General features: G+C 50.4%; 17 protein-coding genes and 3 pseudogenes. 9 read left to right on the forward strand and 11 right to left on the reverse strand.

The features are described 5' to 3' along the window. Positions 1–32: 32 nt before the first annotated feature. The 10 genes and pseudogenes from FFH90_RS04635 to FFH90_RS04685 all read right to left on the reverse strand — a co-directional run bounded on the left by FFH90_RS04635 (position 33) and on the right by FFH90_RS04685 (position 9,527). Positions 33–401, reverse strand: coding sequence for a DUF6124 family protein (locus tag FFH90_RS04635; protein WP_018929439.1), 369 nt, complete (start codon positions 399–401; stop codon positions 33–35). Between the two features lie 227 nt (positions 402–628). Beyond that, positions 629–1,669, reverse strand: coding sequence for a DMT family transporter (locus tag FFH90_RS04640; protein WP_138866751.1), 1,041 nt, complete (start codon positions 1,667–1,669; stop codon positions 629–631). Positions 1,670–1,824: 155 nt separating this feature from the next. Next, positions 1,825–2,082: a hypothetical protein gene (locus tag FFH90_RS04645; RefSeq protein WP_018929441.1), complete on the reverse strand. Its 258-nt coding sequence runs from the start codon at positions 2,080–2,082 to the stop codon at positions 1,825–1,827. A gap of 35 nt (positions 2,083–2,117) precedes the next feature. Then, positions 2,118–2,477, reverse strand: coding sequence for a DUF6124 family protein (locus FFH90_RS04650; RefSeq protein WP_138866752.1), 360 nt, complete (start codon positions 2,475–2,477; stop codon positions 2,118–2,120). Positions 2,478–3,430: 953 nt separating this feature from the next. Next, a pseudogene (locus FFH90_RS30210) lies at positions 3,431–3,637 on the reverse strand (hydrolase); the annotation flags it as partial. A 26-nt stretch (positions 3,638–3,663) separates the two neighbouring features. Further along, complete coding sequence (locus tag FFH90_RS04665; protein ID WP_138866753.1) at positions 3,664–4,161, reverse strand: GNAT family N-acetyltransferase; 498 nt, start codon at positions 4,159–4,161, stop codon at positions 3,664–3,666. A 524-nt stretch (positions 4,162–4,685) separates the two neighbouring features. Continuing rightward, positions 4,686–5,966, reverse strand: a complete 1,281-nt coding sequence (locus FFH90_RS04670) for an McrC family protein (protein WP_138866754.1) — start codon at positions 5,964–5,966, stop codon at positions 4,686–4,688. After that, positions 5,944–7,929, reverse strand: coding sequence for an McrB family protein (locus FFH90_RS04675; RefSeq protein ID WP_168206154.1), 1,986 nt, complete (start codon positions 7,927–7,929; stop codon positions 5,944–5,946). The genes FFH90_RS04670 and FFH90_RS04675 overlap by 23 nt, the downstream gene beginning before the upstream one ends. Positions 7,930–7,974: 45 nt before the next feature. Beyond that, positions 7,975–9,324, reverse strand: a complete 1,350-nt coding sequence (locus FFH90_RS04680) for a DNA cytosine methyltransferase (protein WP_218573881.1) — start codon at positions 9,322–9,324, stop codon at positions 7,975–7,977. Continuing rightward, positions 9,321–9,527 (reverse strand): hypothetical protein, encoded by a 207-nt coding sequence (locus FFH90_RS04685; RefSeq protein ID WP_138866756.1) that lies wholly within the window; start codon positions 9,525–9,527, stop codon positions 9,321–9,323. Before FFH90_RS04685 ends, FFH90_RS04680 begins: the two co-directional genes overlap by 4 nt. 145 nt (positions 9,528–9,672) lie before the next feature. On the opposite strand from FFH90_RS04685, the gene FFH90_RS04690 reads away from it, so the two are divergent. From FFH90_RS04690 to FFH90_RS04710, 4 genes and pseudogenes are all read left to right on the forward strand, one after another. After that, positions 9,673–9,885 carry a hypothetical protein gene (locus tag FFH90_RS04690; protein WP_138866757.1) on the forward strand — a complete coding sequence of 71 codons (213 nt, stop codon included), beginning with the start codon at positions 9,673–9,675 and terminating at the stop codon, positions 9,883–9,885. Positions 9,886–10,023: 138 nt separating this feature from the next. Beyond that, positions 10,024–10,687: pseudogene (locus FFH90_RS30215) on the forward strand (integrase); the annotation flags it as partial. A gap of 431 nt (positions 10,688–11,118) precedes the next feature. Beyond that, on the forward strand, positions 11,119–13,482 hold the full coding sequence (gene avs5 / locus FFH90_RS04705) for an AVAST type 5 anti-phage protein Avs5 (protein ID WP_138866758.1): 2,364 nt from the start codon (positions 11,119–11,121) through the stop codon (positions 13,480–13,482). A 55-nt stretch (positions 13,483–13,537) separates the two neighbouring features. After that, a pseudogene (locus FFH90_RS04710) lies at positions 13,538–13,708 on the forward strand (IS5/IS1182 family transposase); the annotation flags it as partial. Positions 13,709–13,840: 132 nt separating this feature from the next. Here the strand turns inward: FFH90_RS04710 and FFH90_RS04715 are convergent. Next, on the reverse strand, positions 13,841–14,173 hold the full coding sequence (locus FFH90_RS04715; RefSeq protein WP_138866759.1) for a hypothetical protein: 333 nt from the start codon (positions 14,171–14,173) through the stop codon (positions 13,841–13,843). 534 nt (positions 14,174–14,707) lie between these two features. Here FFH90_RS04715 and FFH90_RS04720 point away from each other — a divergent pair. The 5 genes from FFH90_RS04720 to FFH90_RS04745 all read left to right on the forward strand — a co-directional run bounded on the left by FFH90_RS04720 (position 14,708) and on the right by FFH90_RS04745 (position 19,290). Continuing rightward, entirely contained in the window at positions 14,708–15,244 is a 537-nt protein-coding gene (locus tag FFH90_RS04720) for a LasR-specific antiactivator QslA (RefSeq protein ID WP_138866760.1), read from the forward strand. Positions 15,245–16,313: 1,069 nt separating this feature from the next. Next, entirely contained in the window at positions 16,314–17,720 is a 1,407-nt protein-coding gene (locus FFH90_RS04730; RefSeq protein WP_138866761.1) for a YfjI family protein, read from the forward strand. Next, positions 17,707–18,060: a hypothetical protein gene (locus FFH90_RS04735; protein ID WP_138866762.1), complete on the forward strand. Its 354-nt coding sequence runs from the start codon at positions 17,707–17,709 to the stop codon at positions 18,058–18,060. Before FFH90_RS04730 ends, FFH90_RS04735 begins: the two co-directional genes overlap by 14 nt. Then, on the forward strand, positions 18,044–19,021 hold the full coding sequence (locus tag FFH90_RS04740; protein ID WP_138866763.1) for an integrase domain-containing protein: 978 nt from the start codon (positions 18,044–18,046) through the stop codon (positions 19,019–19,021). Before FFH90_RS04735 ends, FFH90_RS04740 begins: the two co-directional genes overlap by 17 nt. Beyond that, positions 19,021–19,290, forward strand: coding sequence for a hypothetical protein (locus tag FFH90_RS04745; protein ID WP_138866764.1), 270 nt, complete (start codon positions 19,021–19,023; stop codon positions 19,288–19,290). The genes FFH90_RS04740 and FFH90_RS04745 overlap by 1 nt, the downstream gene beginning before the upstream one ends. Positions 19,291–19,363: the final 73 nt, after the last annotated feature.

Here is a 19,363-nt window from a genome sequence, read left to right on the forward strand (position 1 = left end):
AAAGACTCCATTCGATCAACGAGCGCGATCACTCAGTGAAGAACGGGAGGCTCTCCCGCGGCCACCGACGCGTTCGGATCAAGGTTATCCTTCGCTCGGTTGACCAAAAGCTCAGTCAGCATCGTCAACTGCTGAAGCGCCAGTGCCACATTGCGCTGCGGGCCTTCGAGTCGGTCGGCAAAGTCCAGCGTCATGACGTTGAGGGACGCCAGGGTTTCGCTGGCGTGAGCGAGCAGGGTGGGCATGTCGACGTCGGGGCGGACGCTGAAGATGTTCCTGTTCAGGTTGCGCCGGCGGGCACTGACGGAGCGTTCGGTGGTTTTGGGCTGTTGGGTCGGGTCGAGGGTTTCAGGTTGTGAAGTGGCCGGATTTTTCAGTGGGATTCGGGTGATCTTTTTCATAAGGGCGTTCCATTGGTTTAGGGATCCTTACGTAATTTCGGCTTGTTAAAACCATCCGCAGGGTCGCAGCGAAGGGTGAAGACTATCTTTCAGAAATGTTGTTCACCAGTTCATGGCAGTCGCTACGGGTTGCAGGAAAATTCCCAGGATGACGTGGTTCTAATCTGTCAGAGAAATCCTTTTCCACTACTGTTGACCCTGAGCAACTGCCGCGCCGTCTCAGTCGCTCAGTGTTGGTGCCTGTGATGGATATCGGGAAAGTGCGGATGACTGTGCTTAATGGGAGCGTGGTCGTGTAAATGGCTATGAGGTTCAGTGCCGTCCCACTCAAAGGCATGTTCATGTTGATGGTGCGCATCGTGAATATGCGGATGGTCATGTGTTTGCGGATCGTGTTGGTGCTCGTGAGAGTGGCTCTCGGTCAGGTGTATCCAGACGCCAACCCCCATCAGGCCTGCGGCCACCCAAAACACCCACGTCACCGCTTCGCCTAACAACAGGATCGAAATAGCGGCCCCCAGGAACGGTGCAGTAGAGAAGTACGCACCTGTGCGCGCGGTGCCAAGCCCCCGCAAAGCCAAAACGAACAGCACCAGGCTAACGCCGTAGCCCAAAAAGCCTACCAGTAGCGTTGGCCCCAATAGAGACAATTCAGGGAGATGCATGCCAAGAGCAATCCCCAAAGCGCAGTTGACGACCCCGGCGACCAATCCTTTGATGCCAGCGATAAACAATGCATCCGATGCGGAAACCTTCCGGGTAAGGTTGTTATCGATGGCCCAACAAAAACAGGCAATCACCACGGCGACCGGGCCAACCCAGCCGTGGATCCCTGCGGAAGTCTGAGGCCAACCCAAGAGCACGCCACCGGCAACGATTGCGATCATTCCAGCGACGATCCGCCGGTCGGCGTTCTCCTTGAACACCATCCAGGCAAGCAGGGCGGTCAATACCGCCTCAAGGTTTAGCAACAGCGAAGCAGTGGTAGCTGATGTGAGGGTAAGGCCAAACATTAAAGACACCGGCCCCAACACGCCGCCGAACGCGATAGCACCAATGAGCCATGGCCATTCTGAAATGGTTAAACCGACAGGCTGCCAGCCGCGATCGCGGATCAGCCGGGTAACCGTGAGACCCAAGCCACTTCCCAGGTAAAGCAAACCGGCGAGCAAGACGGGTGAAACGTTCAGCCCCAGGACCTTGGCAAGCGGTGTACTGGCACCAAACAGCGCTGCAGCACCCAAGGCGTATATAACGCTTTTGTTCATCATCTGTTCCGTAGCAAAAGGCATGATTGAGAAACACGATACTCGTCATGCATCGATAGCGCATTGAATCGAATCCACAAAAAAGGCACCTGCGATATTCTCGTCAGGTGCCTTTTTGCGTTGGGGCGCGGCAACGATGCCCTATGCCGGATACGTTAAGACGCTGAAACCTGCCGCTGCAACCGCCGCCCCACCACATCCAGCAAATCGCAACCATCACGCAACGAAGTCACCAACACCCGCGCCAGCTCACTGTGAACGCCTTCACTTACAGCGAAGCTCTCCAGCAATTGAGTCGCCGTGCGGATGCGGTAGGCTGCCGTTTCATGCAGCACATCCAGCGGCGCTTCGGTGTCGATCAGCAGCGACGCGATAGTGCAGTCGATGCCGGTGATCGGCATGTATCGATCCATGACAAAACCTCCATTCGATCAACGAGCGCGATCACTCAGTGGCAGACGGGCGCGATCGCCGGCGTGGGCGAATCGAGGTTATCCAGCGCTCGATTGATCAACATCTCGGCCAGCACGGCCAGTTGCTGCATCGCCAATGCCACATTGCGATGCGAGCCTTCGAGATGGTCGGCCAGGTCGGTGGTCATGACGTTCAAGGAGGCCAGGGTTTCACTGGCGTGACCGAGCAGGGTGGGGGTGTCGACGTCGGGGAGGATGGTGAACACTTGGCTCACGGGGTCGGGCTGTTTCGGGTTGCGCAAGCGGGCGCTGACGGCGCGTTGGGTGGCTTGAGTCAGGTCTAGGTCTTCCGACTCTGAAAGGGTTGGGTTTTCAAGTGGGTTGGTCTTTTTCATGGAGGAGCTCCGAAAGGTTAGGGATTCCTACGCTTTTCGGCCTGTCAAAACCGTCCGCCGGGTTGCAGCGAAGAGGGAAGACTATCTTCCAGAAATGTTGTTCGCCAGTTCATGGAAGCCGCTACGGGTTGCGGGAAATTTCCTAGGATGGTGTGTATGAGCCTGTCAGGCAGGTGTGGACCGACGCTGCGGGCGAGTGAGATCGAAGAGCTTCTATCTCATAAATGGAGCTAGTTACAGTCGGACTGGATTGGTGAGCGCTCCGTCCCGAATAGGGCCATTCCAAGCGATGGGTGAGAGTAGGAATACTGTGGCAAGGAAAGCTACCTGGGACAGGTAAAACGGCTCCAGCCATTGTTGATTCAACGCGACGTATAAAGTGTTATGGGTCACGTCGACCAAAATAATCGCTAACGTAAGCACGATTCCGGCTCTTGGCTTGATGAAAAGTAGCAGTGCTGCAAGCGGGTCAAAAAACGTAAGCGCCCCCCAGAAAATGCGGCTGGCCAAGTAAGCGCTATCCCCGTATCCGTAGTCCCAGAGCAATCCATGCGAAACGTCTGCACGGATGTGATTAGCAGTTGCGATGAAAAGGCAGCATGCGAACAAAATTCTGATGGCGAATGACAATCTTGGCATGGCGTTATCTACATTCGTGATCTATGCCCTGCATGATAGCGGGACCGACCAACGACGCTAACAGTTGCAAACTGGGAATGCGTAATCGCTGAACGCTTGCGTTAAATGGACGAGCTGAAGATGAGCCTGTTGCCAGAACAAATCTGCTAAGGTCGACCATCGTTGATACCGCTGACAGGGAGTCATGCATGGCAAAGCCAGCCGCACGTATCACCGATCCGACCAGTTGCCCAATACTTGGACATGGCACCAAAGCCATCGCCTCCGGATGCTCAAAAATAGAGTCATCCCGGTAGGAAGAGAAAAGGGCCTTTAACCCGATCCACCCCCAGGCTTTTCAAATACTCGATGGTCTCAGACGATGGTGCGTAACCGTGCTTGATAAAGACGCGGTCGGTCTGGATCAGGTTGTCGTCGTCTGGAGCGGGGGGCAGCTTCTGGAAGGGCGTTTTGGATCCGTCGTGGCGTTCGATGGTGGCGACGCAGGGCAGGGTGCCGATGAGTGTCTGGATACCGTCGATGAGCCCAAGGCAGCTTCATCCGAAGCCTATACATCCAGCGCACGGACAAAGACATTCACGTCATTACCGTAGTACACGGAAGAGCCTTCATACTGAAACCGCAACTTAGATAAAACATGAGTAGAAGCATTGTTATCGGGCCAGACGAGAGCAACACACTCTGAAAGACCTAGCACCTCACGTGCATAATCGAGAATTGCCGCACCAGCCTCTGTAGCGTATCCATTACCCCAAAAGACTTTAGCGAAACGGTATGCCAGTTGAAATCGATCAGTGGATTCTAGGGGGGTGAGGCTTATCCAGCCAATTGGTTTCCCCTGTAACTCCACACGCCAATGCCCTGGCCCCTCATGCGGTGCAGAATCTACATAGGCGAGAACTTCTTTCCGTCGAGAAGGGGTAGGGGCAACTACTCCGGTCGTGTAGCGCATGACCTCTGGGTCGGCCTCCATCGTCATCACAAAACCGACATCATCCGACGACAGGCGCGTTATCAAAAGTCTGCGGGTCTTAAAAGTCGCCATTGCGCAACTCCAATGCTGATTACTCACCGCAGTCTAACTGGCGCGCCGCCGATTCGGGCAATAGCCGATGCCCTAACCAGTTCACGAGCGCGGATGGCTATTGAACGCGCGGTCCACATGTGTTTGCCAGCCGCTTACATTTCAAGAACCGTTCAGCATACTCAAAGCAAAGGAGCCCGCTCCCACAGGGGGATGTGTGAACCATCGATTGCCAAACCCCAGATGCGACAAAGCCCGCACTTGGCGGGCTTTGTCGTTTTCGGATTGGTGGAGCCGGGGTGATTTGAACTGCCTGGTTAACTTATTGTATTTACTTATAAAAAGTCGTAAATATTTTTGGCTGGAATACCAATTGGAATACCTTAAAAGCCCGAAGCCTGTCCCGCCAAGATATTAGCGGACTCTACACCGTCACCGGCGGACAGAGGACGGTCATTCGACCACCGCATTCTGGGGGGCGTCAGGCTGATTTACTCTTACAACCAAGCGCCACGAAACTCATCCTAGGAAATTATTTTCATCGATCAGTCTTTGATCTTCGTCAGTAAGTCTCTGAGATACGCCCTAGATATGCCCATGTTCTCTCCTAATATAGGGACTTTGGCTATATGGACGTTGCACCGAAAGCCCGCCAAAGATGCTGTTCTACGCTCATAGTAACCTGTATCGCCAGTTAACTGAGTGACATCAGGGTACAGTAATACGACATCACTACAGTTATGTCTCAGACCATAAACAAGCGTCTGGTAAATATCCTTTGTAGATATGTCGAGGTCTTGTTTTTGGTGATTAAGAAATTTCCACTTGGTATCAATCACGCAATATGTTTTCCCAGACTTATCCCATATCCTAAGGTCTGGAATCATTTCGAAAGACTTGCCGATGCCAACATCGTCGAAAACATAGTTTCCGTACTCTTGCGCTTTTGACATAAGTCCCATCTCACGGGAGATGCTACTAATCTCTATCGCCATGTAATGCTCGAATAACCGTGATGTGAAAATTATTTCAGAGTTTGCACGTTTGTCCCCTGAAAAAACCCCTACTCCTTCATCATCTAACAGAATTCGGCTTTGTGATAAAAGCGAAAGATAAGTATCCGGCAATCGATCTAGCGAAATCAACGGCCAGTCCAGATGTGGTTCAATTAGATTGACCGATATCAGCTCTGATAACAGTTGATCTATTCGTGACCTCAAGCTGGAGGTGCATCTTGGCCTGAACTTTAGAAGAACTGCTTTGAATATCCGATTTTCTGGAACATCTTCTGTAAACTCGACCCACTGCGATAGTATCCTTCCAGGATTCTGGATGCTGTTATAACACTGCCCAGGAAACAATATCCGCCCTTTCGGAGAAGAAGATGTTCGAGTTACAGTTGTATATCGTCGTAAAACTTGGCGGCGCCTTGCCAATTTTAGGTCGTTACAAAATACCTCGAGCACTGCATCATGCCGGCTAGCACTACTACTCAAATACGTAGCGCTACTTGTCATCGAGTGCGCAGATTTTGACGAACTTAACATTTCCGATAGGCTGGAGTCCAAGCGATTTCGTTTGGCTTGGCTTAAACTCGTGATCCCAATTGGAAGAACTTCCAATGTGAAATTAGGAGTGTCCAGTATGCCGGACCAAAACTTAGGCCTTAAGAAATCGGATCGTATATCAAAATATCCCGAAGTGTCTTTCCCTACATTTGCTTTCCATGATTCCAACACCAATTTGAAATCTTCATAGGTGCGCAGGGAGGATGACCCGTTCAGCTCCAGCTTCGCCCATTCTTCACACTGAATAAGTGGTTTCATAAGGCTCTGCTTTATTGGTGCTCAAAACGTCATTTGGAATTGCGATCCCTTGATATACCTTTAGTACACTCTGCACCGCATAATGCTCGTCGGTAGGACCCGGAATTGCGCGTTCTGCGCTCCAAAATCTTGTATCTAGTTTCAAACTGCGAGGGGTTGAATGTGGACGATAGCCATAAGTCGCCGCGATATTAGGATTGATATTAAATACTTTCGAGTACTGCGTGTCTTGTCGGATCATCTCAAATATATTGAACTTTGAGGTGGTCGCCTCTCCAAGTACCAATAGGATCAATCCCTCGTTGCCGTAAAAATACTCACGCAACAAAGGTATAATTTTTGTCGCCAGGCGTTCTATAACCTTTGAGTTCGTATCGCAGCCAATCAAGTATCCATGACCAATGCAGTGATCCGCATCGATGAGGTGCTCGATCCTAGAATTGATAACTGCTAACAACTTTGCGCAATCAATAGAGTCGGCATCAGTCGTGTTGTTCAGCAGGTTAGGTTCTGGTGGAACCTGGATAAAGTCGAATCTTCTTCTGAGAGCATGATCTACAAGCGCAATGTTTCGATCGGACGAATTCATTGTGCCGATAATATGTAGATTCGACGGCATAAACAACCTCGACTCCAGCTCACCAGCAAGCGGGTATTGTAGTTCGATACCAATCGGAAACTCAGCGCCTAACCTTTTGTCTGCTTCGAGCGCCGTTATTAGGGGCCCCAAAATTCTGCTTAAATCACCACGGTTAATTTCGTCGATAACCAAAACGAATTCTTTTCCAAGGTTGCGCAGCGCCCTGCGAATCATCCGTAGCAAAATTCCTTCGTGAATCTTATAACTTAACTCCCCACCTTCAAGGCTTGGAGTAGCGTTAAGCCCGTCCTCTTCCTCGGTTTCAATATCGCTTAAGTCGGTCAGCGACGGGCGGATTGATTCTACGAGGTCCTCATATTGCAGGGATGGGTGAAAGGTCACGAACGCGCACTGTTCTGTCAGAGAATTGAATTTTTCAAATGATCTTGAGAGGTCACCATTGGCGTCGAATGCAGGCTCCACCAGTTTGACTGCCGCCGCAACCGCTGAAAGAGTTTTTCCTGTGCCAGGTGGTCCATAATAAACTCTAACTATAGAACGGGTAGAGCTCTTTTTTCTTAGCTGGATCCTAGTCCCTGCGGCCGCTAAATCTAAATAAGCCAGAGCGCGAAACGCTTCGAAATCTTCCAGCACGCCAAACGGATAAACGTTCAACGAAAGGTACTTGGCCAAAGAGCCAGTTTCATTAAGAACTCTTTTCAATTCAGTATCAGTCACATTCCTCGGAAAGCTAGCGACAGATATGAACGACGCGAGAATTTTCTTCAAAGTTGTAGTTCTGATATCCTTTAGATACATGGACTCAGGACTTATTGCAACATTAACCATATGGTCGATTGGTGTCGAGATCAACCCACCCTGATCCCAATCAGCACTGGTGATTTTGCGACCTAGGCCGGGGAATTTTTCGATGGAGACGGCATCTAGTGCTACGTCATGAATTAAATTAGAAGCTTCGCCAAGCTTATTATGGTTTTGTGCGTTTTGGTAGTGAGAAGCTAATCCTACAAGAATACTGTCTGCTCTTGGAATAGCCAAAAGAGAAATTCGCCATCCTGCATTGCTTCGGTACTTATCAAACAGGCTTTTCCGATAAATACTGATATTGATGAAGTGTACATCTCCGAGCCATGCCCCATAACTTGACTCGTCAATACCGGCATTTTCAAGCTTGCTCTTTACTCCCTTTCTAAGTTCGTTGTTCCATAAATTTGATACGTTTTCCGGGGTGTAGTAACTCAACAGCGCGTCAATACCCCACTCAGTACCCGGAAATATTGACGCCAACTCCGCCAAAGCAGATTCCTTCAAACGTTCACAATCAGCTTTACTTCTCGACTGAAGCAGTGACAAAAGCGACATGGGCATCCTTAACGAAGTTGGCAAATTTAAATATGAGCTTACGGATTAGCACGCTAAGCTTTCAAACAAGTCTTTGGTCACTGGCGCTGTAATCTTCTCCGCTGGAGCAGATGCTAAGCGGGAATCCAGCTTTTCAAGTAACCCCAGAATAGCTATCCCTATTGCTTCCGCCATTAATGGTGGCACGGCGTTACCCACTTGAGAACACCTCGCCACATCAAATTTTCTACGAGGGCCATTGATCGTGTAGCGCCCGTGAAAAGTGAAGTTGTCTGGAAATGACTGAAACCTAGCCATTTCCCTTACTGTTATATTCCGCGAGTCAACGTAATGAATAAACTCGTCCGGGTGAGTTGTTATTGTTGATACTAATTCGGCAGGATCGATCAGAACCTTTTTATCTTTCTTGGTGTTGTTTTCGAGTAAAAAGCTTTTTGATAATCTTCCCGGCTTCTGGGTGCGGTGCGCTAGGTCATATAGTTCTTTAATTCTTTCTCCATGCAGCGAAAATCGGTGTGAGTTTGGAATTGATCCGGTTTTAATTCCACATCGCATTGCTTTGGCATAGGCTGAAATGGGCTTGGTGTAAGCAGAGGATTCGAACTTCAACGAATCAGGACATGGTTTCAGCTCTCCGCCATGCAAGTCATGGATCGCCTCCTCGGCGGTAATGTCACCGGAGAGCTGCAGTCCCCTGCTTCGACGTACAGAAAGCGCTGACGATGCAAGAAAATCTATAAAATCAGACTTTAATTCGTCGCTATTTATACCTGCATTTAACACTCCTAGAATTGCAACTCTACGACGTGATTGAGGAACTCCAAAGTGTCTAGCCTCTAGGATGTGGTAAGTTGATACGTAACCCATCGAAGTCAAGTTGTTAATTACTTCATCTGCAACCGACATCTTTTCTTCACCCGGGCGCGCTACAAATTTCCTCGCAATGCCTTCGACGTTTTCGATCAAGACCACTCTAGGCTGAACTAGGTTCACCATATCTAACATTTGGAAAACGAGGTTGTTTCTTTCGTCAGCCCCATCTCGTCTTCCGCCGACACTAAAGCCCTGGCATGGCGGCCCTCCCGCCATAAGAGTGATAGTGCCGCGCAGCTTTCTCAAGTTTTCGCGATGTTTGTCATCGCTTAGGATTGTGACTATATCCTGATTGGTTTTTTGCAGCCACTCCGGCCACTTTGCAAAGCTGCGATAAGGTGCGTCGTCTTTCAATAAGTTATTAGAGAGCGTTTCGAAAGCCATAGGATCCCGCTCAATAGCGAAGACGCCTTCCCAGCCCGCTCCCTTCAGTCCAAGCGAGAGGCCACCGCATCCTGCGAATAAGTCTATGCAAGTTGATACTATCGACCGTTGTGTTGACTTTTCTTTCAGTTGCATCATGTTCTTTTTCCTGCAACCGATGCGCGTAGCGTATCAGTGTTATTGATAAGTAAAGAGCCTTGAAATGGGTACTGCTCCCTATCGAGATGCTCTTTTATCAAGCGGGCGATTAAAGTCGATTTTTTATATCCCCGCTCATTACAAAAAGCCTCAAATCGGAGGGCCTCATCGTCGGCTACTAGCACTGAGATTTTGGTCGGCATGGGCGGATCACTCTTGGCAAAATGCAATACGGCAGTTAGCTTACGTTTTTCTACTCATAAAGCAACACAAGTGCGCACTTTTGATCATTTTTTGGTGTTTGTGTTTCCCACGGGATGTCACGCCAGCCTGAATGGAATATACTGTATGCAAATACAGTGCTACAAGCGTCTTAATGTTGACGCCGATCAGCAGGTTGCCAGCGCGACCGGCCGCTTGTCGGCGCACTCCAAGAAAGAGATTGCAACCAGCATGCTCAATACGAGATGGAACCTCTTCAAGGGAATGCGTTGGCTACAGCAGACGCTGATCATGCAGCGTGAGGTAGTCACTTCCCAGTCAACCAGTTTTGATGCCTGAGTCTGTAATTGACGTTTGAGATTTTGCTTTTCCCGCCAAACCTTCCCATCTAGCGATATTTGATCGCGCCGATCGGAGGTTTCACTCGCATTTTCTCGAAGCCGCCTCGGTTTGCCCTCCCATTTCAAGTTTGATTAGCGATTGTCCATCGTCGACTGCGCACCCCGGGCGATGCGCGATGATCAGTATGTGAAAATCCCAAGCCCGAGCGAGACGTTAGGGCGGCAGCGCTCGACGATCCACTCCGTTGCGCCACAAAGGCAGGATCGACAGCAGATTGAGCGCATTACTCAGGCACTCCGCGATCAGGGATCGTCATCGTGCACTTGGCCCGCGAAACTAGCATGCGTCTACGCGAAGCGATCCTGGCTGACCTGCCTCGATTGCATCGCGAATCTAAAAACTTTGGTCGCATTAACATCCAGAACGGCGCCCAAGGCGGCCCTTCGGGGGCTTCGGCGCCGAGATGGATTGCGGCTAATGAATAAGTGAAAGCGACATTGCTGTTGGCTCAAAGCGCCGGCCGGCAGCCATAACCTGCTGGTCCGTAATGAACGTTACGTACAGTTCACACAAAAAACGGTACGTCCAGCCAGGGAAATACTGCTCGATGTTGATATCAGTGGCTTTCACAAACTACGGGCGGCTTACGCCTGTGAACGCTATGAGCAAATCGCTGGCCCTCCTGCCTTGCTATCGACAAGATCACGAACTCGATCAAGCTGCTCGTGAGCGCCTCAGCATTGAGCTTGGGCATAATCGTATCGATGTGATTTCTGCTTATGCTGGAGGAAGGAAATGACACCGCCTTTTGATATGGCGTACTTCCTGAGCGGAGTACTTCCCGGTTCACTCTCGACTCGTCAACGTCATATAAGACAAGCCAAGATCATACTGACCGCGATTCAACAGTGTTGGAAGTCTGAGGAAGCATAGCGTTGGAAGCGAAAAAATATTAAGTGTGTTGAGTGCCAATACCCTCCATATATTACTACTCGCTTACCACCTTATTGATGTGTAAGCGTCTTAAGAAAACATGAAGCTTGGGCTCGTTTTTTACAAAAAAAGATAACCAATCGGTCACGAAAAATAATGACCATAAATAAATATAAAAAAGCGCCTAAAGCCCATGTTGAAAATTGGCTAGCAATAACCTATATTAGGCTATATTTCCCTGTTACGCATGGAGGCTGAATATACCCCCATGCACAGAAAAACTAAAGGAAGTGCAGATTGGAAAGCATAGAAATAATTCACTTCAACTCTGAAGAAGCGAAAAGCAGAATAGAAAATCTTTACAAAAAGTCTCAACTAGTTCCGTTGCTAGGAGCGGGATTCACTTTGGGCTGTCACTCTTATAAAACAACGGTTCCAGACGCAAAAGCGCTAGTTGAAAAATTAAAAACCATAGTGCTCACCTCCGAAAACGACATCTCCCAAGAAGATCTGGCAGAAATTGGTGATCTAAAAACGATATTCTCTATAATAGATGACGAAACTATCGTCCCCAAAAACAAGATTCTAAAATACTTTGAATCTGCATTTACAAAAGTTAAAATAGACGAATCTAAAAGAAAATTCCTAAACCTTGCATGGCCGAATATTTTCACGTTCAACATTGATGATGCGATCGAAAGAGTTATCGATGAAGGCTACTCAAAAGTACTACCTAACAAAAAAATAAATATTGACCATTTGAACTCGAAAAAATGTTTTTTTAAGATTCACGGTGATATCCATGAATACTTAAACTATCAAGAAAAAAACCTTATATTTACATGGCAAGAATATGCAAAAAGCATTGATAGCAATAAAGGAATGCTCTCTTACTTCTCTAACATAGCAGTAAACGGGTCAGTTATTTTTATAGGGTGCAGCTTAGATGCAGAAGTGGACTTGCTACATCTTTCAACTGCTCACACATTTAAAAAATCAATTTTCGTAAAAAAAGGCAAGCCAAACTTAAAGGAAAAGCTCAAACTAAAGGAGTACGGAATTAAAACTGTACTCTATTTTGACAACTATGACGAAATATACAGTTTTTTTCATGAGACTCTAAGTTCCATAACTATAGATAGTAAGTTCCAAGACGTAAAATTCTTAAATAACTTAACTAGAAACAAAGAAGAAGTCGTAAAATTCATAGCCAACGGTGGCCCGGTTGTAGCGAAGCACAACAATACCAACGAAATAAACTTACCGGACGTCATGGTGAACCGAACACTTCTTTCACAACAAAGAGACTCTATAGCTAAAAAACCATTCACATTGATAACCGGCAGGCGATTTTCCGGGAAGACTACATTCCTTGCTAAAATAATAAGAGAGCTGAGCGAGTTAGATGTATATTTTCTATCATCACTGGATGAGTTTTCTAGTGAAATCATAAGTCTGGCTGAGACCAAAGAGCACACTATTTTCATATTGGACAATAACTCCTTCACGGAAAGAAACATACAAGAAATATTAAAGTCAGCCCATGTAAAAAGCACCAATAGATTTATATTCTGCACAAGCAGAAATGACTCCGAAAAAATAAATGAGATCCTCTCCTCAAAGAGAGCTAACTTTAACTACTTTGAGATAAGCAACAAGCTTGATAGGGCAGAGTCGGAAAACCTCAATGAGCGCCTAAATAATTTGGGGCTTCCTAGGTACAACTATGAAAATGGTAGAACTGAAAACCTTTTAGACTTCTCATACAGAATACATCATGAGTACAAAAGTCAATTGGGAAGTTCGAACATATTTGATAAACCTATTGCGGATGAAGTATTTGCTATTCTTTTACTTTTGATTCTTTTTGACAAGGCTAGATCAGATCAAATTCTATCCATCAATGGGCATTTCGACGTAGAAAAATTTATTCAGCATCACAGTCCTATATTCGAGCGGGAAGATATACCAGCAAGTATCGGCTACCAGATAGTATGCAATACAAAAACCTGGATCATCAATACTTTAAAGAGATTCGCCAAAGACGTTGTAAAGACATCTGATCTTACAGCAAAACTTGCTAGCGAATTACTTGCCAGTACTCATAGAGAAGCAGCTTATTCAATAATAAAATTCGACAACTTAAATGAAATTTTCTCCACAGACAAATACGGCGCAGCCGGCATAATTAGACAGGTATATTCAAAGTTGTCTAACGACTTCAAGGCGACATCTCACTATTGGTTGCAGATGGCCAAGTGCGAACTAATGGCGGGGAAAACTGAAGAGGATATTGATAATGGAATCTACAGCGCAAAAAAAATCCGTGTAGATCTAAAGAAAAGTGACGATCGTCTAAACATAAAAACTTATTACAGTGCAACATTGGTAATGGTCCAGCTACTCTGTCGGAAATATTCCTTCCATAAAAAGGATGAAATACTTCTAGAAATAATAGACAGCTTCATAGAGTCGTTAGATGACTATGAGAATAACTTCTTTTATTTAGAGAAAATTAAAACCTCATTTCATAAGCCTCGAAAACCTGAGACTCGAATAGCTTTCGAGAGCATCTTGAATGCCAATACCGTGAATTTTCTGTTGAAAAAAGACTCTATCGATAAAATTAGAAATTTCATGACGCCTGACTTTAAAAAATAACGCCTCATGCGGCCGTACCCTCAGATCTTATAAGTTTAAAGTCTGAGGGTGCCCCCGGCCCATCCGAGGCATCTGTCGCCAGTTCGTTGTGCTGTGTCAGCAGTTGGGACTGTTCGGAGAAAATCTGGTCGCTATCGATGGCAGTTAATTCAAAGCAGTCAACAACCGCGACCGCAATTTCACCAGCGCCAAACTGAAGCGGCGAATGGAGGAAATTGAATTGAGTAAGCGCCGAGATTTTGGATGGAGTGACAGTGTTAAAGCCCGTCCACGATACGACCACCATCCATGGGGTTTGAGGCCTCAATCGACACTAGCCGGTCGATCAGGTGCCAGCGAGCCAAGTGAGAGTGCCCACTTACATCGACTTGACCGATATCACTTCCACAAACCTGAATTTTTTTCTGGCCGTCTTAGTCGCTTCTTGCTCCGCAACCAGGGAACTCAGCGTATCGGCCTCATGTACCATCTCGTGCATCTTGCCTTCAAATTCATTTCCCACCCGCAGCGTGACTCTCAGCCTGGGCGTGAAGCCTATTGAGGCTTTCTTTTTCTTCGGGGCCTTTACTGGTTGCACGATCACGACATCAGGAACGACGTCTTGCACGTGTGAGTTAATTGCCGGCGCAGGGGACTCAGACTCACCGAATAGTGCACGGCGCATCTCGTCTTCTGTCAATTCCGTATTCATATCATTTCTCAGAAGGGTGTTATGTATAACCTGCCCAATTCTATCAGCGTGGCTGGAATTTGTAGTAAAGAGTCGCTGGGGCAGGCCTGAAGCACTAGAGCCACCAGACTATCGGCGAGCGTCAGCGTCAGGCAGGCAGCTTTTATGCGGATAAGCAGCTTATTGATACTGCATGCTTGTGTTGTCGCGGCTTCACATTTACGCTTTGCTTCGTCGCGGTCAATCCCGTGACCGGGTGTCAGAACCTGAATCAAAACCAAGGCGCGGTTTCTTCCATTCCGCACAGTCAGCACTTTGAGTGCTAGCTGCTGCTTTTCTATGGCGAACCGTGCGGGGCAGGCTTCGGCCTGGCCGGTTCCTTGGTTTCCGGTTTCTGACCCCCGTACGGTTTGCCACCCTACGCCGAGTCAGAACGGTGGATGGCATTCCTTAATCAAACCAAGGAGATAAGGAAAATGCCCTGTCCCCCTTTTAAGCTCGTGCGCCACCCCGGCCGTTTGTTTTGTACTTCAATCCATCTCGGAGGATTCCGTGATGTTTGATCTCTCGCTTCTAATCGGCCTCCCCAAACCCCACACCATCGATACAGCATCGCTCACCCCTGAAGATGCCGCGATTAAACTACGGCAGGCTGCCACGCTTCGGCTTAATGGAGCACAAAGTATTCTGCTTCATTTTCCGCAGGACGTTGAGCTGGCAGTGGAGCTGCTGGATGATGCCGCCGTGTTATACGACAAGGCGTTCCGGTACTTGACCGGCATCCCTGCTCAGCGCGTTCATCAACAGACCGGTGAGTACGTCTCTGTCCCCTCCGCTGAAGGCTGTCCCGCGATCCAAACCCCGTGGGGCGATGAATTCGCTCCGACGATCAAGGATGGCGTTCGGTGTGCAGAGACCTGGCTTGACGGTTCATCATTACCGTTATGGTGGGCACTGGCGCAGAACCGAAAACGTCATCGTCCAGGCGATTTTCAGGAAGCGTTCGAGGTCGGTTTTCTGCTGCGTTTGCAGCAGACGCTGCTCAACCTTCGTGACGCTGCTGCATCCCGACCAACAAGTTTCGATGCTTGAGGCGCTAATTGACGTTTGAGTCTTTGCTTTTTCCGCCAAACCCTCCGATCCAGCGATCTTTGATCGCGCCGATCGGAGGGTTCACTCGCTTTTTCTCGAAGCTTCCTCGTTCCACCCTCCTATTTCAAATTTAATTAGCGTTACGCTGTCGTTTGCCCGTCAGAAACTATTCACTACCGTTATCGATCGCAGTGCAGTTGCGGTGTCAAAGAGGGTCTTGTCGTGGGGCCATGGGTACGGAGGTGGCGACAGCGGCGACAGCGGCGACAACACAGGCAGAATGGGGCTTGAGGCATGGCGACAAAAGTGGCGACAGTCGCCACTTTTTGCACGCTTTGGCCGTGACGCTTGACCGCCTTTTCGAGTGGGTATAAAAGTTGGCGCACGGACCGCTGTCGTTGACAGCACCAGCCCAGGTAGCCAAAACCTTCAAGGCTACGCCACTTACGTGGTGGTTCTCCCGAAGTGCGATTAGCGTCCGGCGGCTCGCACGATCACTCCCCAGGGGTGATGGATGCCTACTCGACTGTTCTGCCCACTGCGGCAGACGATGGACCTACCTCGCTGCGCTGCAGCAACCTCACCTCTTGGCACACTTCGCTGCGCCAATCGCGCCCGTCTCTTTCTCCTGGAAAGAGACGGGCGCTCGTACCGCTGCTGCAAGCCACGCCGTACACGGCATTGCCGCAACTCTCCTCGTGACAATCGGCCTGACAAATTCGATTCGTCACCATCCGCAACGACACAGGCACCGGTGCCGCAGCCCATGGAAAGGTTGTACCTGGCTGACAGTCAGGCATGCCCCAGGTGTCCATGTCTTTGCCTTCTCCCACCCAGGATCTCCAGGTGTCGAACTCGTCAGTCGGCACAGCCTCCACCCGCCCGCATTTTCGGATGCGTCTAAGGAGGCCAGATTCATGGGTTCATGCCCTCGCTCCCGGCCGTAAGGAGCCGTTCGTTCCGCGTCAGTGAACACCTCACAGGCCGCAGGGGCCTTGATCCCTGATAACACTCAACAGCCGTGGCGGGACTACGTGAGGACAGCCAGCAATGAACGAGGAGAGGGCCCATGCAGCAGTTAGATCCGAAGCTTGAACTACCACAACCACCTCGACCGCTGATTGAGTCGAATCCCGTGGCCCAGCCTTATCCGGTGCCGGCACTGGGTGGGATTCTTGGGCCTGCGGTTGAGCGCATGGCCGAGGTCATCGGCGTGCCCCAAGCACTGGCCGCGCAATCGGTCTTGGCTGCCTCGGCGCTGGCCACTCAAGGTCATGCGGGCTTACAGCTCGACGGGAGAAATTATCCCCTGTCGCTGTACCTGATTACGGTGGCCGCGTCCGGTGATCGCAAGACCGCCGCAGACCGATGTGCATTGCTGCCAGCACGGCAATGGGAGCGTGAACAATGGCTGCGCTACCGCGAACAGCTTGCCTACTACCGCGCCGCACAGCGACAGGCGCAGCGTATCAACCCTGCGGATCCCGCCCCCAAAAACGGCGTACCGCTCGAAGCGGAGCCCTCAGCCCCTAGGCTGATCACCACGGACCCGACTATCGAGGCCCTGATCAAGGGGCTCTGTCATGACCTGCCCAGCATGGGTTTGTTCTGTGACGAGGGCGGACAATTCCTCGGCAGCAGCACCATGAATAGGGATAATCGTTTGAAAGCCGTGACGACCTTATCGTCACTCTGGGACGGTAGCCCGATTGATCGTGCGCGCTCCATGGCTGGCGAAAGCCTGCGAGCCTACGACCGACGCTTGAGCCTGCACCTGATGCTGCAACCGTATCTAGCCATGCAGTTGCTCAGTGACCCGTTGCTGCAGGGGCAAGGCATTCTCGGCCGCTGCCTGATGACCTGGCCCACTAGCCTGGCCGGACAACGCAGCTACCAGGCTGTCGACTTGTCCAATGACGCTGCCCTAACGCGCTATCACCACCGCCTTTCGGCGCTGTTTCATCAGCCCTGGTCACTTACATCTGACGGTGCTCTGCAGCTATCACCGCTGACCCTCAGTCCGTTGGCCCGCCGTCGCTGGATAGATCTGCATGATGCCATCGAAGCCCAGTTGGGTGAGTTTGGCGAGCTGGCCTGCGTGCGGCCTAGCGGATCGAAGGCCGCCGATAACCTGCTGCGCGTCGCCGGCATTCTGGCAGTGGTGGAGGAAAGCAGCGTCGTGGAGGTCGACCATATCCAACGGGCCTCGGCTTTGGTTGGCTACTACCTTACCGAGATCCAGCGCCTGACTGAGCAGGAGCCAGTGTGTCGAGTTAAGGAGGAGGCGGATCGGCTGCTGCGCTGGCTGCAGGTCAAAGATTGGAAGCGCTTCAGTATTCGGGAACTGAATCGCAATGGTCCCCGCTTTGCCCGTAAGAGCAGTCGCCATGCCACCAAGCTACTGGTCGAATTGCTTGATCATCATTGGCTGGTTACCGACGGCCACACCTTCGAGGTGCGCCATGTTCAATCTTGATGAGGCACTGCGCAACCACTTAGCTCAACGCCAAAAGGAGCCGAAAGCGCGGTTTGTCGCCGCGAGTGTCGCCACTTTGTCGCCACGCTCAAAGTCAGGTAAGACAAGGGTTGTCGCCGGTGTCGCCGGTGTCGCCACCCTCCGTAGAACTATCACCTCGACGACAGCCATTATCCAATGGTTGAAAGAGGAGGGCGCAGATCTCTACGTCACCGAAAACAGGCTGTGTTTTCGCCCGACTGATTGGGCTCAACTCGCCATCGTGAGCGCGCACTGGCGAGCCCTCTTGCATGATCTCGCTGTAGTCGATCAGGAGCAGAAAAATGGCTCGAGTCGGTAAGCGAGCTGGGCGCAATTTCGGCTTCGGTCGCCAGCTCAGCTATGCCGGACCGCAAGCCTTGAAAGATCTGTTTGGCGACGGCCACTTTGCTACCGTCAAAGCCCATAGCGATCGCTGGCGGGCGTTCGTGCAATGGTGTCGATCGGATGAAGGACCGGGACTCAACGACGCGCTACAGATCGACCGTGAGATCCTTATGCGGTACGCCTTCCATTTGCGCGAGCAGGTTGATCAGGGCAACGTCGGCATTGCCACCGCGCAGAACCGCCTGTCCAGCGTGAACCGAACGATGGCCGCGCTGCGCGGTGATCAGTACGTCAAAATCCCCAGTCCGAGCAAGGCGCTGGGCTTGCAGCGCTCAAGCGTGCGTAGTGAGGCCCCGCAAGGCCAAGACCGTGCGCAGGTTGAGTTGATCGCACGGGCACTGTCAGATCGTCAGCAATCGAGGGTGAGTGCCATTGTGCTTCTCGCCCGGGAGACTGGTATGCGCCTGCGTGAAGCGATCTTGGCAGACTTGCCACGGCTGCAACGAGAGGCTCAACAGCTGGGGAAAATCAACATCCAGGACGGTACTAAAGGTGGTCGATCAGGGGCCTCGGCACCGCGTTGGATTACGGTCACGGATCAAGTTCGCGATGCCCTGGATTGGGCCCGCGCGACTTCACCCAATGGCAGCCGGAATTTGTTGGCGCCCGACGAAAGCTACAAAGACTTTATGCAGGCGGTTGTGCGACCGGCACGGGACCTCCTGCATGAGCAGGGGTTGAAAGGTTTTCATGAGCTACGGGCGGCTTACGCCTGTGAGCGCTATGAGCAAATGACCGGCTTCCCTGCCCCCGTCAATGGCGGTCGTGTTCATCGAGAAGATCGCCAACTCGATCAGCGTGCACGACAGCAGATCAGCCATGAGTTGGGACATAACCGCATCGATGTGGTGAGTGCCTACATCGGAGGTCGGTGATGAAGTTTGAATTCGACATGGCGTTGTTTCTGAGCCCCGTGCTCAAAGGTGCGTATGCCACGCGGCAGCGGCACATCAGACAAGCAGAAAGGATGCACGAGGTGATTCGTGAGCGCTGGGGTTGCGCGACTCCCTGGTCCTGGAGAGAAAAGCACGTGAGATGGTTTCTGGAGCACTACCTGCGATGCTCAGCTCCAGCTACCGTCTACCACTACGAATTAACAGCAGGGTTGATCCGCCGCAGGAAAGCGAAATTCGGGGTTGCCTGATAGACCTTTTAAGCGTGAGCCCCTGAGTGTGGGAATGCGGAGCCTTCCCACACTCAGGGGCTTGGCCCAGATG

It is taken from the genome of Pseudomonas sp. ATCC 43928 (assembly GCF_005938665.2).
Classification (GTDB): Bacteria; Pseudomonadota; Gammaproteobacteria; order Pseudomonadales; family Pseudomonadaceae; genus Aquipseudomonas.

What these genes read in the sequence shown, in the direction of transcription:
- FFH90_RS04635 (WP_018929439.1), bottom strand. Translation starts at nt 401, where the DNA reads ATGAAAAAGATCACCCGAATCCCACTGAAAAATCCGGCCACTTCACAA.
- FFH90_RS04640 (WP_138866751.1), bottom strand. Translation starts at nt 1,669, where the DNA reads ATGAACAAAAGCGTTATATACGCCTTGGGTGCTGCAGCGCTGTTTGGT.
- FFH90_RS04645 (WP_018929441.1), bottom strand. Translation starts at nt 2,082, where the DNA reads ATGGATCGATACATGCCGATCACCGGCATCGACTGCACTATCGCGTCG.
- FFH90_RS04650 (WP_138866752.1), bottom strand. Translation starts at nt 2,477, where the DNA reads ATGAAAAAGACCAACCCACTTGAAAACCCAACCCTTTCAGAGTCGGAA.
- FFH90_RS04665 (WP_138866753.1), bottom strand. Translation starts at nt 4,161, where the DNA reads ATGGCGACTTTTAAGACCCGCAGACTTTTGATAACGCGCCTGTCGTCG.
- FFH90_RS04670 (WP_138866754.1), bottom strand. Translation starts at nt 5,966, where the DNA reads ATGAAACCACTTATTCAGTGTGAAGAATGGGCGAAGCTGGAGCTGAAC.
- FFH90_RS04675 (WP_168206154.1), bottom strand. Translation starts at nt 7,929, where the DNA reads ATGTCGCTTTTGTCACTGCTTCAGTCGAGAAGTAAAGCTGATTGTGAA.
- FFH90_RS04680 (WP_218573881.1), bottom strand. Translation starts at nt 9,324, where the DNA reads ATGATGCAACTGAAAGAAAAGTCAACACAACGGTCGATAGTATCAACT.
- FFH90_RS04685 (WP_138866756.1), bottom strand. Translation starts at nt 9,527, where the DNA reads ATGCCGACCAAAATCTCAGTGCTAGTAGCCGACGATGAGGCCCTCCGA.
- FFH90_RS04690 (WP_138866757.1), top strand. Translation starts at nt 9,673, where the DNA reads ATGCAAATACAGTGCTACAAGCGTCTTAATGTTGACGCCGATCAGCAG.
- FFH90_RS04715 (WP_138866759.1), bottom strand. Translation starts at nt 14,173, where the DNA reads ATGAATACGGAATTGACAGAAGACGAGATGCGCCGTGCACTATTCGGT.
- FFH90_RS04720 (WP_138866760.1), top strand. Translation starts at nt 14,708, where the DNA reads ATGTTTGATCTCTCGCTTCTAATCGGCCTCCCCAAACCCCACACCATC.
- FFH90_RS04730 (WP_138866761.1), top strand. Translation starts at nt 16,314, where the DNA reads ATGCAGCAGTTAGATCCGAAGCTTGAACTACCACAACCACCTCGACCG.
- FFH90_RS04735 (WP_138866762.1), top strand. Translation starts at nt 17,707, where the DNA reads ATGTTCAATCTTGATGAGGCACTGCGCAACCACTTAGCTCAACGCCAA.
- FFH90_RS04740 (WP_138866763.1), top strand. Translation starts at nt 18,044, where the DNA reads ATGGCTCGAGTCGGTAAGCGAGCTGGGCGCAATTTCGGCTTCGGTCGC.
- FFH90_RS04745 (WP_138866764.1), top strand. Translation starts at nt 19,021, where the DNA reads ATGAAGTTTGAATTCGACATGGCGTTGTTTCTGAGCCCCGTGCTCAAA.